Below are 13,546 nucleotides of genomic sequence, written 5' to 3'. Positions count from 1 at the left end.
TCTCGGAAATTGCAAAGATTAACAAAGCAATCTCTTGACAGGGAATGCATTAAATACTAAACATGTTAACTAATAGAGGAGAAACCATGCCCCACTTCCACGTCGAATACTCCGGTAATCTGGAAGACAGGATCGACATGGATGGCCTATGCGAATGCATTCGGGCAACGGCTGCTGAGATTGAGACCTTTCCGATGCCGGGCATTCGTGTGCGCGCGACGCGGGTCGATCATTACGCCATAGCGGACGGCAACCCGGCGCATGGGCTTATTGATATCTCGATCCGCCTGCGGGCAGGCCGGCCCGCTGATGTCAAACACGACGCCACCCAGCGCATTTTTGAGGCGGTCAAAGCATATCTGGCGCCGGTTTTTTCACAGCATTCCATCGCGCTCTCGCTTGAGATGCGTGACATCGACCCCAAGCTGTCGCCCAAGGCTGGTACGATCCGCGACCACTTGGACGCGACCACGCAGGAGACCTGACGCATGAGTGCATTGGACACAAACATCGAAAAGCTGAACGGCTTTCTGGACCGGTTCCGGGAAACTGGCATCCGCAACCGTATAGCGGGTGAAGATCGGGACGGATCTGCCGGAGTGTTTCAGTCTGTCTCGCCCGTCGATAAATCCGTGATCTGTGATGTTGCCCATGGCACGGGTGATGATATTGACGCGGCAGCCAAGGCCGCTCATGCAGCCTTTGCAGAGTGGCGAGACATTCCCGCCACCGAACGCCGTCGCATTTTGTTGAATGTGGCTGATGGCATTGAAGCCCGCGCCGAGGAAATAGCACTGTGCGAGTGCTGGGACACAGGGCAGACTCTGCGCTTCATGTCAAAGGCAGCGTTGCGGGGCGCAGAGAACTTCCGGTATTTCGCGGATCAGGTGATTCAGGCACGGGACGGGCAGCACCTGAAGTCTCCGACACTGATGAATGTTACGACCCGTGTGCCAATTGGCCCGGTTGGCGTGATCACCCCGTGGAACACGCCGTTCATGCTGTCGACCTGGAAGATCGCGCCTGCGTTGGCTGCGGGTTGCACGGTGGTTCACAAACCCGCCGAGGATTCCCCTCTGACGGCTCGCCTGCTGGTGGAAATCGCCGAACAGGCAGGGCTGCCCAAAGGTGTGCTGAACACGGTCAACGGATTTGGCCCCGACGCTGGCAAGGTTTTGTGCGAGCATGAACTGATCAAGGCCATTGCTTTTGTGGGCGAAAGTCGTACCGGCAGTCTGATCGTCAAGCAAGGCGCAGACACCCATAAGCGCAACCATTTGGAATTGGGCGGAAAAAACCCCGTTGTCGTGTTTGACGATGCAGATCTGGACCGCGCGTTGGATGCCGTGATCTTTATGATCTATTCGATCAATGGCGAACGCTGCACCTCGTCTTCGCGACTTCTGGTGCAGGACACGATCAAGGAAGAATTCGAAGCCAGACTGATTGAACGCGTCAACAGCATCAAGGTGGGCCACCCCTTGGACCCGGAGACCGAGATTGGGCCGTTGGTGACTGAAGAACACTACAACAAGGTTACGAGCTATTTCGACGTCGCCAAGGAAGATGGCGCAACTGTCGCCGCTGGCGGCGTCACGGTGGGGGATGCGGGCTATTTTGTCCGGCCGACCCTGTTCACCAATGCCACCAACCAAATGCGCATCGCACGGGAAGAGATATTTGGCCCTGTCCTGACCTCGATCCCGTTCTCGACCGAGGACGAGGCGCTGGAGATCGCCAACGACACACCTTATGGCCTGACCGGCTATGTCTGGACCAATGATCTGACCCGCGCGCTTCGGTTTACAGACAGGCTGGAGGCTGGAATGATCTGGGTGAATTCGGAGAACGTACGTCACTTGCCAACGCCGTTCGGAGGGGTCAAGGCGTCCGGCATCGGCCGGGATGGCGGCGACTGGAGCTTTGAATTCTATATGGAACAGAAACACATTGGCTTTGCCACCGGTCAGCACAAGATCATGCAGTTGGGTAAGTAGATCTCATAGGCCGACCCCGGCTGGGGCAAGCCCATTTCACGAGGAGGAATTGCCATGGGAAAGATAGTACAGGCCGCAAAGATTACGCATGTACCCAGCATCTGGATGTCCCACACGATGCCAAAATACAAAGGCATCCGGCAATCTGCCATTGATGGGTATGAACGCCTGCGTCAGGACGCGATAGATCGCGGGGTCGAGACGTTTATTGTGTTCGACACCCATTGGATCACCAATCAAGGGTTTCACCTGAATACGAAAGAACGTCACAAGGGTCGATTCATCAGTCACGAACTGCCGCATATGTTGGCGGATATGGAGTTCGATTATCGCGGCGATCATGAACTTGGGGAAACCATCCTAGACGTTCTGCGCGAACGGGGAGAGCGGGCGCTGGGCCATTCGCACCCCGACATGGGCATGGAATACGGCACCCTGCTGCCGATGCATTTCATCAACGACGGTGTGAATGCCCGGGTATTGCCGGTGGCAGTCAATCAATTCTCGTCGATTGCAGAAAACCGGGCCTGGGGCGAGGCCATTGCCGAAGGCATCCGACGTTCGGACCGCAATGTTTCCATTCTGGCGTCCGGCTCGCTCAGCCACGACTTCACTCCGAATGAACGCTCGGTCGACGGGTTGAATGCAGTGAATGGCGAGTTCAACCGCCAGATGGACATGCGCGTTCTGGAGTTGTGGCAGCAGGGCAAGTTTGAAGAGTTCCTTGAAATGCTGCCGGACTATGCAACGAAATGCACTGGCGAATGCGCCATGAATGACACCGCTTTGCTGTTTGGTGCGTTGGGTTGGGGAAGCTACAAGGGTGAAATTGACATTTACACCCCGTATTTCGGCAGCTCTGGCACCGGTCAGGCAAATGTCAGCTTTTCGGTGTGACGCAAGCAACGGAACACGAGGATTCGGCGGTGATCCCGTCACAAAGGAAAGTCAGTAGATGAACTGGGACACGTTTTCGTATTGGGGTCAGCACATCTCGAAATGGGCGGCGGATTATCACAAGACACTTGCTGAACGTCCCGTGCGGGCGCAGACCGCGCCGGGGGAAATCGCGGCCCAGCTTGTGCCAGTACCACCCGAGACAGGCGAGCCGATGGACGCCATCCTGGCCGATTTCGAACGGATCGTGATGCCGGGCATCACCCATTGGCAGCATCCACGCTTCTTTGCGTATTTCCCGGCCAATGCCGCGCCCCCGTCCATGTTGGCCGAGATGCTGGTGACGACTATCGCAGCGCAATGCATGTTGTGGCAGACATCGCCTGCCGCGACCGAGGTTGAAGGCGTCATGGTCGAATGGTTGCGGCAGGCCCTTGGATTGCCTGAGGGCATGACCGGCGTCATTCAGGACAGCGCCTCTTCGGCTACGTTATCAGCAGTGCTGACCATGCGGGAACGGGCCACCGGCTTTACCGGCAACCGAGAAGGTCTGAACGCGAAGGGTGCATTGCGGATTTATTGTTCGGATCAGGTGCATTCGTCGATTGACCGGGCCTGCTGGGTCGCTGGGATTGGTCAGGACAATCTGGTCAAATTGCCCACACAGGGGCCGAACTTCGGGATTGTTCCCTCGGCGCTTGAGGCCGCCGTTCAGAATGACATTGCCGCCGGGCATATTCCGGCCGGGATCGTTGCCATTACCGGCGGCACAGGAGTGGGGGCTTGCGACGACCTTATGGCCGTAGCTGACATTGCGAAAAAATACGACCTCTACACCCATCTCGACGCCGCTTGGGCGGGATCGGCCATGATCTGCCCGGAATTTCGCAAGGCTTTGTGGCAGGGGGCCGGTCGCTATGACAGCATTGTCTTCAACCCGCATAAATGGATGGGCGCGCAATTCGATTGTGCCATCCAGTTCCTGCGAGACGCCGCGCCCCAGCTCAATACGCTGAAAATTGAACCGGAATACCTCAAGACAACCGGTGCAGAGGTGACAAATTACTCTGAGTGGACCATCCCTTTGGGCCGCAGGTTCCGGGCGTTGAAAATCTGGTTCCTGTTGCGGTCATACGGGTTGGAAGGATTGCGCGAACGCATCCGCAACCACGTGACATGGGCCAGCGAACTGGCGGAAAAGATCGGTTCGATCGAGGGGTTCGAGATAACAACCGGCCCGATCCTCAGCTTGTTTTCCTTCCGCTGTCCCGGGGACGACGCCCAGCAACAGCGTCTGGTGGACGCGCTGAATGACGATGGCCGGATTTACCTGACCCAAGGCTTGTTCGATGGCCGCAAAATCATCCGCTTTCAGGTCGGGCAGTTCGATACCACCCGCGATGACGTGCTGATGGCGGCGGACGTGATCCGGGACGTGTGGGAGACTATTGAATGAAGTTTGCTACTTTCTTTTCGGGTGATGAGCGTTTTTTTGGGGCAATCACCGACGGTGGTGCAATTGCTTTGAATCCGGTCTTCCCCGAATACGCCAGCCTCTACGAGGTGATCGCTGCCGGTGCATTTGATCAACTGGCAGAAGCCGCCGACGGCAAACCTGTCACCCATTCCGAGTTTACATATGACATGGTGATGCCGGATGCGCGACGTATCCTTTGCGTCGGGGTGAACTTTCCCGACCGGAATGCGGAATACAAGGATGGCAGCGTGCAGCCAAAACACATGTCGCTGTTCCCGCGTTTCGCCAGTGGGTTTACCGGCCATAACCGGCCTTTGATCCGCCCGCCGGAAAACCACACGCTGGATTACGAAGGCGAAGTGGCCATCGTGATTGGCAAGGCGGGCCGTCGCATTCCGCAGCAGGACGCGTATGACCACATCGCCGCGCTGACGCTGTGTAATGAAGGAACCATTCGCGACTGGGTTCGGCACGCCAAATTCAATGTCACCCAAGGCAAGAACTGGGACCGCTCTGGGGCCATCGGCCCGTGGCTGGTTCCTTTCACGGATGCGGCCCAGCTGGATGAGGCGCGTCTTCAAACCCGCGTGAATGGTGAGTTGCGGCAGGATGATACACTGAACCGCATGATGTTCCCGATCCGGCGCGAGATTGAATATATTTCGACTTTCATGACGCTTCTGCCTGGCGATATCATTGTGACCGGTACACCGACCGGGGCGGGCGCGCGGTTCGACCCGCCGAAATATCTGGCACCCGGTGATGTGGTCGAGGTCTCGGTCGAAGGCATCGGTACGCTGCGAAACACGGTTGAGGATGAAAAGGCATGACGCCCGAAGACCATGTGCGCGCGGCCGCTGACCTTTTGCAGGCAGAACGCACGCATGAACAGATTGGCCTGCTCAGTCTGCGCCACCCCGAGATGGACATGGATGACGCTTACGATGTGCAGAAAGCCATCTATCGCCAGAAACTGTCCGAAGGGCGCAAAGTGATTGGGTGGAAGATCGGCCTGACTTCGAAAGCCATGCAATGCGCGCTGAACATCGACATTCCTGATAGTGGGATTCTGTTTGACGACATGGTGTTTGAACAGGGTGCCACCGTTCCGGCCGGGCGATTCATTCAGCCCCGGATCGAGGCTGAAATTGCCTTGGTGATGAAATCGGCCATTGGCGGAGAAAACGTGTCCCGCGAAGAAATCATCGCTGCGACGGATTACGTCGCGCCGTCCATCGAAATTCTGGATACACGGATTCAACGTGTGGATCCTGAAACCGGCAAGGCCCGCACGGTGTTTGACACTATCAGTGATAATGCCGCCAATGCAGGTATCGTTCTGGGTGCAGAACGTCATCCGGTCGATGCTTTTGATCTGCGATGGGTTGGTGCGCTGACCTTCCGCAATGGTGAAATCGAAGAAACCGGTCTGGGCGCGGGGGTGCTGAACGATCCGGTCGAAAGCGTCGTCTGGCTGGCGCGCCGTATGGCGCAATACGGTCAAAGCATCGCGCCGGGCCAGGTTATTCTGTCAGGCAGCTTTATCCGCCCGGTCGAATGCCCCTCGGGAACAGAAATCCACGCGGATTTCGGGCCGTTCGGCTCAGTCGATATCAATTTCGCCTGAAAGGTTCGCCAATGCCCGCGCCAAGCAATACGTTCAAGGCCGCGCTGACGTCGGGAACCCCTTTGATCGGGTGCTGGGTCGGCTTGGCCAATGCCTACACCGCCGAGATCGCCGCGACCGCGCAGTTTGACTGGCTGCTGGTCGACGGAGAGCATGCACCAAACGATTTGCGCTCGATCCTCGAGCAAGTGAGAGTGATTGAAGGATCTGGCAGTACCCCCGTCGCACGCCTGCCGATTGGCGAGACCTGGATGATCAAGCAATATCTCGATGCCGGCGTGCAGAACATTTTGGTGCCGATGGTGGAAAGCGGCGATCAGGCGCGCGAACTGGTGCGGGCCGTGCAGTATCCACCTCGTGGCGTTCGGGGTGTGGGTTCCGCCTTGGCGCGGGCCTCGCGTTTTGCAGCTATACCGGACTATCTGAAAACGGCGGACGAGCAGATCTGTCTTTTGGTGCAGGTCGAAAACAGGCCTGGGCTGGAGGCGCTGGACGACATTCTGGCGACCGAAGTCGATGGGGTGTTCATCGGCCCGTCGGATTTGGCCGCAGATATGGGCCATATCGGCAATGCCGGGCACCCGGACGTGATCGAGGCCGTGCTAGATGCGATCCAGCGCATCGTTGCGGCAGGCAAGGCAGCAGGGATATTGTCGCTGGATCCGGTCATGCAGCGAAAATGTCTGGATCTGGGGGCAACATTCGTGGCCACTGATATCGATGTGACCTTGTTTGCCAAGGCGATCCGGGCCGCTGCCGCTGATGGGCTCAGCCTGCTGCCCGATCAGGTGGCTTCGGGAATTGCGCAGACAGGCGCGGCGTCGAAATACCTGCAACAGCTTTGCAAACACTGGTCGCACAAGGCCCAGGTAACATTCGATGAAACGCGGGGCAGTGTGAGCTTTCCAGACGGGAACCGCGTCACCCTTTCAGCAAGCGCTTCCAGCCTGGCCGTAACCGCCGCCACCAGGGCGCGCGGTGATCTGGCCGGATGGCAACGGGTAATTGAGGCTCATCTGGCGCGTTTTGCCTTTCGGGAAGAGTTCCGCATTGACTGGTCAGGATGAGGAAACGCGTTACGGCCCTGAAACTGGCACTGTGGCAACGGGACAAAGGCAGGCATACCTGCGATAGATTTCGAACAGCTTTGTCCGAAGGCCACAGCTAAAGCTTGTGGATACCATGGACGGTCAGAGTGCTGACCAGATCAGCATAGTCTTCGCGGGCCCTGGACCCTGCTCCGGTGTTCCACATGTAATACCAGTTCAGCATCCCAAAAACTGACATCGTGGCGCCGCGCAGCTTGTCCCTGTTGTCGTTGAAGGCTCCCGGAGACAGTTCATTCAGGATGTCGCGCACAAAATTCACCAATTCCAGCTGATACCCGCGCAGAAGCTTCTGTTGTTCCTCGGTCAATGCGCTCATGCCGCTGATCTGCACCCGGTGTTCGTCATCTGCGCCTTGGTAGGCAAACAGGATTTCGCGTACCGCTTTCCGCAGCTTCTGCTCAGGCGTGAGGCCATTCAGGTCCACATTGCAGATGCGGTCGCGAAGCTCGCGCAGGTAGGTTTCGAGGATGTCATACAGGATGGCATCCTTGCTGTCATAGTAGTGGTAGATGTTTGCCTTGGAAATCCCGCACTCTTTTGCCAACAGGGTCATGGAGGCGCGATCAAACCCTTGGTCGGCGAACACTTTGGCTGCCGTTTTAAGGATTTGTTCCCGCTTCTGGTCGTGGTCTTTAGCGATTGTACGGGCCACGGCTTATTCCTTATCGCGATTGTCGACGACGCGCTTCGCCTTGCCCTGAGAGCGTTCGACGTCGCCGGGGTCACCTACAACAATTTCCGTTGAGACGCCAACGACGTCCTTGATCCGCTTCGTCAGCATCCGTGCTGCGGCTGTCTTGGACAGTTCGTCGGTGGAATCCGGGGACGATTCAACAAAAACACGCATGGCGTCCATGCGGCCGGATTTGTACAGCTCGATCTGATAATAAGGGGCAAGGCCCCCTGTTGCCATGACCTGTTCTTCAATCTGGCTGGGAAAGACGTTGACACCGCGCAGGATCATCATGTCGTCGCTGCGACCGGTGATCTTGGCCATGCGGCGCATGGACCGTGCTGTACCCGGCAGCAGGCAGGTCAGGTCGCGGGTTCGATAGCGTATCATCGGCAACCCCTCCTTGGTCAGGGTCGTGAACACCAACTCGCCGGTTTCGCCATCGGGCAAGACCTCTCCGGTTGCGGGATCAATGATTTCAGGCAGGAAGTGATCTTCCCAGATCACCGGCCCGTCCTTGGTTTCAACGCATTCATTGGCCACCCCGGGCCCCATGATTTCGGACAGGCCATAGATATCGACCGCGTGCATATCAAACGCAGCCTCGACTTCGGCACGCATGGCGTCAGTCCAGGGTTCAGCACCGAACACACCAACCTTCAGCGAGCTTTCACGCGGGTCGAGTCCCACCTTGTGGAACTGCTCAAGGATATTGAGCATATAGGAGGGCGTAACCATGATCCCGTCGGGCCGGAAGTCGTTGATCAGGTTGACTTGCTTTTCGGTTTGCCCGCCGGACATGGGGACGACGGTCGCGCCAAGCCGCTCGATCCCGTAATGTGCGCCAAGACCGCCGGTGAACAACCCATAACCATAGGCGTTGTGCACCATGTCACCTTTACGCAACCCCGATGCGCGCAGGGACCTTGCGCCCAGATCCGCCCAATTGTCGATGTCGTTTTTTGTGTAGCCCACCACCGTCGGTTTGCCTGTCGTACCGGACGAGGCGTGCAGACGAATGATCTGGCTGCGTGGAACGGCGAACAGGCCGAACGGATAGTTGTCACGTAGATCATTCTTGTACGTGAACGGAAACTTCGCCAGATCCGAGAGCTGCTGAAGATCGTCAGGATGCACACCGGATTCGTCGAACCGTTGCTTGTACATCGACACGTTTTCATAGGCGTGGCGTACGGACCATTTGAGGCGTTCAAGCTGCGTCGCACGGATTTCGTCGACCGAGGCGATCTCGATCGGGTCCAGATCCGCTTTGTTTGGGGAAAGGTCTTCCATCGCGTCACTCCTCCAGTCGCGAAGCTATTCCTGAAAATTCTGCCCGCCAACCGCGCGGGACATTCCGCGAAACTCGGCGATCAGGGTGTTGTCTTGATTGGTGACGCGAACGTCATAGATGCCACTGCGGCCGGTGACGGCAACCTCTGTCGCGGTTGCGGTCAGAAGGTCCCCTTTTTTTCCGGGCGCGAGATAGCTCATCATCGTATGCTGGCCGACGGTTGCCACGTTGCGGCTGTTGCAGGCGAAGGCAAAGGCGCTGTCGGCCAGGGCATGAGTGACGCCCCCGTGGCAAATGCCGTGCCCGTTGCAGTGATGGTCCGCGACTGTCAGGGTCAGGACTGCACGGCCTTCGTCGACTTCGACCAGATTCATCCCGAACCATTTGCTGGCTTGGTCATTCGCCCACATCGCTTCAGCGGATCTCGTGGCACGTTCCTTGGGTGTCATCATCAGTGTCCCTGGAAATTCGGTGCCCGCTTTTCAAGAAAACTGGATACGCCTTCGGCGTAATCCGCGCTTTCCCCGCAGGTCTTCATTGCGTCCGCTTCGATCTCAAGCTGATCCGAGAGGGACGTGGTGGCAGCGGTTTGAATGCACTGTTTGGTCAGCCCGAGCCCGAGGGTAGGGCCGTTTGCCAATTGCGCGGCAAGAACGCGCGCTTCGGTCATCAATTGATCGTCGGCCACTGCCTTCCAGATCAACCCCCAATCTTCGGCTTGTTTGGCCAGAAGGGGTTGGGCTGTCAGGGCCAGCCCCTTGGCGCGTGCCTCGCCCAACAGACGCGGCAAGTGCCAACTGCCGCCCGTGTCTGGAATCAGGCCCACCTTGGAAAAGCTCTGAATGAATTTCGCACTTTCCGCGGCCAGAACCATATCACAGGCCAGCGCAAGATTTGCACCCGCCCCGGCTGCTACTCCGTTCACGGCGCAGATCACCGGGATATTCATCGACCGGATCAAACGGACAAGAGGGCCATAGAACATGCGTACCGTCTTGCTTAAATCCGGCGGGCCATCCATTTTCGACGGATCGCGATCACTGAGGTCCTGACCAGCACAAAAGCCACGCCCGGCACCGGTCAGCAATACCGCGCGGGCGCCGCCGTCGCGCGCGGCTTTCAGTGCATCCTGCAGCGCCATGTGCATTTCTTCATTGAACGAGTTCAACTTGTCCGGGCGGTTCAGGGTGATTTCGACCCAGTTCCCGTTGTCTTGTACAAGAATCGTATCGTTCATGACTGTCTCATCTGTTCTCGTTTCAACTTAATCATTGCATTAACCGAACGGTTGGTCAATATATAAACCCGAACCGAATCTGAACCGATCAAAGGGATTGCAAATGTCGCAGTCGTCGCTGGTGAGCGTTGAATTTAAGGGCGACGTGGCGTGGGTCACAATTGACAACCCGCCGGTAAACGCGACGTCGACAGGTGTTCGCCAGGGGCTGTCTGACGCGGTTGATGCGGCCAAGGGCGCGCGCGTGGCCGTGCTGTGTTGCGCTGGTAAAACCTTTGTCGCGGGCGGCGACATGTCCGAATTCGACGCACCGCCGGTCGAGCCACATTTGCCTGACGTGGTTCAGAAAATCGAAGACAGCGAGGTTCCGTTCATCGCTTGCATGCATGGCAACGTGCTGGGTGGCGGGTTCGAAATCGCCATGGCCTGTGCATGGCGGATCGCAGCGCCGAGAACAGGTTTTGGCCTGCCGGAAGTCAATGTGGGTTTGATCCCCGGGGCAGGGGGCACACAACGATTGCCGCGTCTGGTCGGGATGCGGGCTGCAATTGGCATGGCCTGTTCGGGCAAAATTCTCAAGGCAGAGACACTGGCCGAGCTTGGCGGCGTCGACCGCGTCGCCGAAGACCCTAAGAGTGCTGTTCTGGACTTGGTTGCCGACCTGCCCGAACGCCCAATACCTGTCAGCCAGCGTGCTGTGGCGGAATTTGCGCCGGATCTGTTGAAGGCGAGACGCCAGGCTTTGAAGAAGCGCGCCAAGGGTCAGAAATCGCCGTTGGAAAACCTGACGGCGCTTGGTTGGTCGGTTGAGCCATTTACCACCGCACAACCGAAAGAGCGCGCGCGCCATCTGGAGTTGCGCCAAAGCCCGGAAAGCCGCGCTTTGCGCTACGCGTTTTTTGCTGAACGTGCCGTGTCCAAACCTTCGTTGATCAAAGGGGTGGCCGCCCGTGACATAACACGGATAGCCGTTGTCGGAGGAGGATTAATGGGGGCAGGGATCGCAACTGCGGCCCTGAACGGCGGGCTGTCCGTGACGTTGATCGAGCGAGACGCGGACGCCGCGGCGGCAGCGCACGATCGGGTTGAGAGTCTGCTGCAAGGCTCGGTCAAGAGAGGTAAGATGTCCGAGGCGCAGCTTCGGGATCGCCTTGCTTCGTTTCGTGCTGTGAACCGGTATTCAGAAGCTGCGGATGCTGAACTGGCGATCGAGGCTGTTTTTGAAGACCTGTCCGTCAAGCAGCAGGTATTTGACGAGCTGGCCAGGCATATGAGCAGCGATGCGATTTTGGCCACCAATACGTCCTATCTGGACCCGCTCGAGATTTTCGCGGGCGTCGTTAATCAGACCCGTTGCATAGGTCTGCATTTCTTTAGCCCGGCCCATGTCATGAAGCTGCTCGAGGTCGTGCACACTCCGCAAACGTCTCCCGAAGTTGTCGCAACCGGATTCGCGCTTGGGAAAAAGCTTCGCAAGGTTTCGGTGCTGGCGGGTATCTGCGATGGGTTCATTGGGAACCGCATGTTGGCAGCCTATCGGCGCGCGGCCGATTATCTGCTGGCAGATGGGGCGCTTCCCTATCAGGTGGATCATGCGATGCGGGCGTTCGGGATGCCTATGGGTCCTTATGAGCTTCAGGACTTGACCGGTCTTCAAATTGCCTGGGCGAACCGCAAACGCAATGCAGCACACCGCGACCCGAATGAACGCTATGTCACCATCGCAGACCAGCTTTGTGAGATGGAGCGTTTTGGCCAGCGTACTGGCAAAGGGTGGTATCGCTACGAAGAAGGCAGTCGCGACCCAGTTCGGGATTCCGAAGTTGAGGCATTAATCGAAGCCTATTCTGACCAGCAGGGCATCACCCGGCGGGCTTTTTCGGACGAGGATATCTCTTCAAGACTGCTGGCGGTTCTGGCCAACGAAGGCGCTTTGATCATTGAAGAAGGGATCGCGGAAAACGCAGAAGCCGTTGATATGGTTCAAATCCATGGATACGGCTTCCCGCGCTGGAGAGGAGGGCCGATGAACTATTGCAATGAAATCGGAAACAGCCGGTCCAACGCAAATATGCTAACCGTAGCGAAAGAAAGCCCCGGTTCGTGGCGTGTCGCGGGTCGATCCGAAAACTATTAACATGTTGATGGTTACAAAAGTGACCATTAACGCATTCTCGAGTCATGTTTCACAGGGAGGAGACAAAACCATGAAATTCACCAAGTTGAGCACTCTTTTGGCCTCGGCCGCGATGGCCGTATCGGGCACAGTGGCACTGGCGGCGGATTATACGCTGACGATTTCCAGCTGGGCACCGCCAACCCACGGCATCAACGCGAAGATGTGGCCGAAATTCGTGGAAATGGTCGAAGAAGCTACCGACGGCAAAGTCACTGCAGAATTGAAGCTGGGAATTGCCCCGCCGCCGGCGCAGATGGACCTGATCATGGATGGCGCAGCGGATGCTTCGATCATCTTTCATGGATACCAGCCCGGTCGTTTCGTCACCACCAAGATGATTGAGCTGCCCGGATATGAGGGCTCGGCCGAAGCGGCCTCGGTCGCGTATTGGCGTACATACGACCAGTATCTCAAGGCGGCGGACGAACATCGCGGTGTGAAAGTGGTCGCGCTGCACACCCATGGCCCGGCACAGCTTCACTCCAGCAGCCCGGTGACAACGCTTGACGAAGTGGCGGGTCTCAAGGTTCGTATCCCAGGTGGTGTGGGCGGCGACGTCGGCACGGCGCTGGGCGCAACCGGAATCCAGGTACCTGCGCCGAAAGTATACGAGACACTCGCTTCGAAAGCTGCTGATGGTGTCGTCATGCCGTTTGAATCCCGCAAAGGCTTCAAGCTGACTGAAGTGGCGCAAAATGTCTATGAAGTTCCGGGTGGCCTGTATCGCGGGTCGTTTGCGTTTATCATGAACGAAGACACGTTTGCGGATCTGCCCGCCGATATGCAGGCTGCTTTGGAAGAAAAGGTTTTCGGTGAACCGCTGAGCCGCGAAATCGGTAAAATCTGGGATGAGATCGACGCGATCGGCCGTGAGGCGACCGAACAGACCGAGGGCAACGCGATCAATGCAGCGTCCGCTGAAGATCTGGAAAAGTTCAATGCGATTGCTGCCGATGTGCGCGCCAGGGTCATCGAAGAGGTCAATGGCACCGGTGTTGATGCGCAAGCCGCATATGACATGATCGTTAACGAAATGGCCGCTCAGTAGCGCAGCCC

The 13,546-nt window shown here is 57.6% G+C and carries 13 protein-coding genes; 9 read left to right on the top strand and 4 right to left on the bottom strand.

Annotated elements, in window-relative coordinates; all coding sequences use genetic code 11:
- The first annotated feature begins 86 nt into the window (after positions 1-86).
- From D1823_RS21460 to D1823_RS21430, 7 genes are read left to right on the top strand one after another with little or no spacing between them, the layout of a single operon-like run.
- Positions 87-485: a 5-carboxymethyl-2-hydroxymuconate Delta-isomerase gene (locus D1823_RS21460; protein WP_117873898.1), complete on the top strand. Its 399-nt coding sequence runs from the start codon at positions 87-89 to the stop codon at positions 483-485.
- A 3-nt stretch (positions 486-488) separates the two neighbouring features.
- The gene (gene hpaE / locus D1823_RS21455) at positions 489-1,997 is read left to right on the top strand and encodes a 5-carboxymethyl-2-hydroxymuconate semialdehyde dehydrogenase (RefSeq protein WP_117873896.1); all 1,509 of its coding nucleotides are present in this window, start codon (positions 489-491) and stop codon (positions 1,995-1,997) included.
- Positions 1,998-2,051: 54 nt separating this feature from the next.
- On the top strand, positions 2,052-2,894 hold the full coding sequence (gene hpaD, locus D1823_RS21450) for a 3,4-dihydroxyphenylacetate 2,3-dioxygenase (protein WP_117873894.1): 843 nt from the start codon (positions 2,052-2,054) through the stop codon (positions 2,892-2,894).
- A 58-nt stretch (positions 2,895-2,952) separates the two neighbouring features.
- Positions 2,953-4,350 carry a pyridoxal-dependent decarboxylase gene (locus D1823_RS21445; RefSeq protein ID WP_117873892.1) on the top strand — a complete coding sequence of 466 codons (1,398 nt, stop codon included), beginning with the start codon at positions 2,953-2,955 and terminating at the stop codon, positions 4,348-4,350.
- Positions 4,347-5,201, top strand: a complete 855-nt coding sequence (locus D1823_RS21440) for a fumarylacetoacetate hydrolase family protein (RefSeq protein WP_117873890.1) — start codon at positions 4,347-4,349, stop codon at positions 5,199-5,201. The genes D1823_RS21445 and D1823_RS21440 overlap by 4 nt, the downstream gene beginning before the upstream one ends.
- Positions 5,198-5,998, top strand: coding sequence for a 2-oxo-hept-4-ene-1,7-dioate hydratase (gene hpaH, locus D1823_RS21435; protein ID WP_117873888.1), 801 nt, complete (start codon positions 5,198-5,200; stop codon positions 5,996-5,998). The genes D1823_RS21440 and hpaH overlap by 4 nt, the downstream gene beginning before the upstream one ends.
- Positions 5,999-6,009: 11 nt before the next feature.
- Entirely contained in the window at positions 6,010-7,065 is a 1,056-nt protein-coding gene (locus tag D1823_RS21430; RefSeq protein ID WP_117873886.1) for an aldolase/citrate lyase family protein, read from the top strand.
- A 97-nt stretch (positions 7,066-7,162) separates the two neighbouring features.
- Here the strand turns inward: D1823_RS21430 and D1823_RS21425 are convergent, their stop codons facing one another.
- The 4 genes from D1823_RS21425 to paaG are packed head-to-tail and all read right to left on the bottom strand — an operon-like array spanning position 7,163 to position 10,311.
- Positions 7,163-7,759 carry a TetR/AcrR family transcriptional regulator gene (locus D1823_RS21425; protein WP_117873884.1) on the bottom strand — a complete coding sequence of 199 codons (597 nt, stop codon included), beginning with the start codon at positions 7,757-7,759 and terminating at the stop codon, positions 7,163-7,165.
- A 3-nt stretch (positions 7,760-7,762) separates the two neighbouring features.
- Positions 7,763-9,073: a phenylacetate--CoA ligase PaaK gene (gene paaK / locus D1823_RS21420; protein ID WP_117873882.1), complete on the bottom strand. Its 1,311-nt coding sequence runs from the start codon at positions 9,071-9,073 to the stop codon at positions 7,763-7,765.
- 24 nt (positions 9,074-9,097) lie between these two features.
- Complete coding sequence (gene paaI / locus D1823_RS21415) at positions 9,098-9,523, bottom strand: hydroxyphenylacetyl-CoA thioesterase PaaI (protein ID WP_117874108.1); 426 nt, start codon at positions 9,521-9,523, stop codon at positions 9,098-9,100.
- A gap of 2 nt (positions 9,524-9,525) precedes the next feature.
- The gene (gene paaG / locus D1823_RS21410; RefSeq protein ID WP_117873880.1) at positions 9,526-10,311 is read right to left on the bottom strand and encodes a 2-(1,2-epoxy-1,2-dihydrophenyl)acetyl-CoA isomerase PaaG; all 786 of its coding nucleotides are present in this window, start codon (positions 10,309-10,311) and stop codon (positions 9,526-9,528) included.
- Positions 10,312-10,414: 103 nt separating this feature from the next.
- On the opposite strand from paaG, the gene D1823_RS21405 reads away from it, so the two are divergent.
- Both D1823_RS21405 and D1823_RS21400 read left to right on the top strand, forming a co-directional pair.
- Positions 10,415-12,448, top strand: a complete 2,034-nt coding sequence (locus D1823_RS21405) for an FAD-dependent oxidoreductase (protein WP_117873878.1) — start codon at positions 10,415-10,417, stop codon at positions 12,446-12,448.
- 70 nt (positions 12,449-12,518) lie between these two features.
- Positions 12,519-13,538: a TRAP transporter substrate-binding protein gene (locus D1823_RS21400; protein WP_117874106.1), complete on the top strand. Its 1,020-nt coding sequence runs from the start codon at positions 12,519-12,521 to the stop codon at positions 13,536-13,538.
- Positions 13,539-13,546: the final 8 nt, after the last annotated feature.

The sequence above is a fragment of the Ruegeria sp. AD91A genome (genome assembly GCF_003443535.1).
In the GTDB taxonomy this organism is placed as follows: domain Bacteria; phylum Pseudomonadota; class Alphaproteobacteria; order Rhodobacterales; family Rhodobacteraceae; genus Ruegeria.
This window is presented reverse-complemented; position numbering and strand designations above follow the sequence as displayed.

What these genes read in the sequence shown, in the direction of transcription:
- D1823_RS21430 (WP_117873886.1), top strand. Translation starts at nt 6,010, where the DNA reads ATGCCCGCGCCAAGCAATACGTTCAAGGCCGCGCTGACGTCGGGAACC.
- hpaD (WP_117873894.1), top strand. Translation starts at nt 2,052, where the DNA reads ATGGGAAAGATAGTACAGGCCGCAAAGATTACGCATGTACCCAGCATC.
- paaI (WP_117874108.1), bottom strand. Translation starts at nt 9,523, where the DNA reads ATGACACCCAAGGAACGTGCCACGAGATCCGCTGAAGCGATGTGGGCG.
- hpaH (WP_117873888.1), top strand. Translation starts at nt 5,198, where the DNA reads ATGACGCCCGAAGACCATGTGCGCGCGGCCGCTGACCTTTTGCAGGCA.
- hpaE (WP_117873896.1), top strand. Translation starts at nt 489, where the DNA reads ATGAGTGCATTGGACACAAACATCGAAAAGCTGAACGGCTTTCTGGAC.
- D1823_RS21440 (WP_117873890.1), top strand. Translation starts at nt 4,347, where the DNA reads ATGAAGTTTGCTACTTTCTTTTCGGGTGATGAGCGTTTTTTTGGGGCA.
- paaG (WP_117873880.1), bottom strand. Translation starts at nt 10,311, where the DNA reads ATGAACGATACGATTCTTGTACAAGACAACGGGAACTGGGTCGAAATC.
- paaK (WP_117873882.1), bottom strand. Translation starts at nt 9,073, where the DNA reads ATGGAAGACCTTTCCCCAAACAAAGCGGATCTGGACCCGATCGAGATC.
- D1823_RS21445 (WP_117873892.1), top strand. Translation starts at nt 2,953, where the DNA reads ATGAACTGGGACACGTTTTCGTATTGGGGTCAGCACATCTCGAAATGG.
- D1823_RS21405 (WP_117873878.1), top strand. Translation starts at nt 10,415, where the DNA reads ATGTCGCAGTCGTCGCTGGTGAGCGTTGAATTTAAGGGCGACGTGGCG.
- D1823_RS21460 (WP_117873898.1), top strand. Translation starts at nt 87, where the DNA reads ATGCCCCACTTCCACGTCGAATACTCCGGTAATCTGGAAGACAGGATC.
- D1823_RS21400 (WP_117874106.1), top strand. Translation starts at nt 12,519, where the DNA reads ATGAAATTCACCAAGTTGAGCACTCTTTTGGCCTCGGCCGCGATGGCC.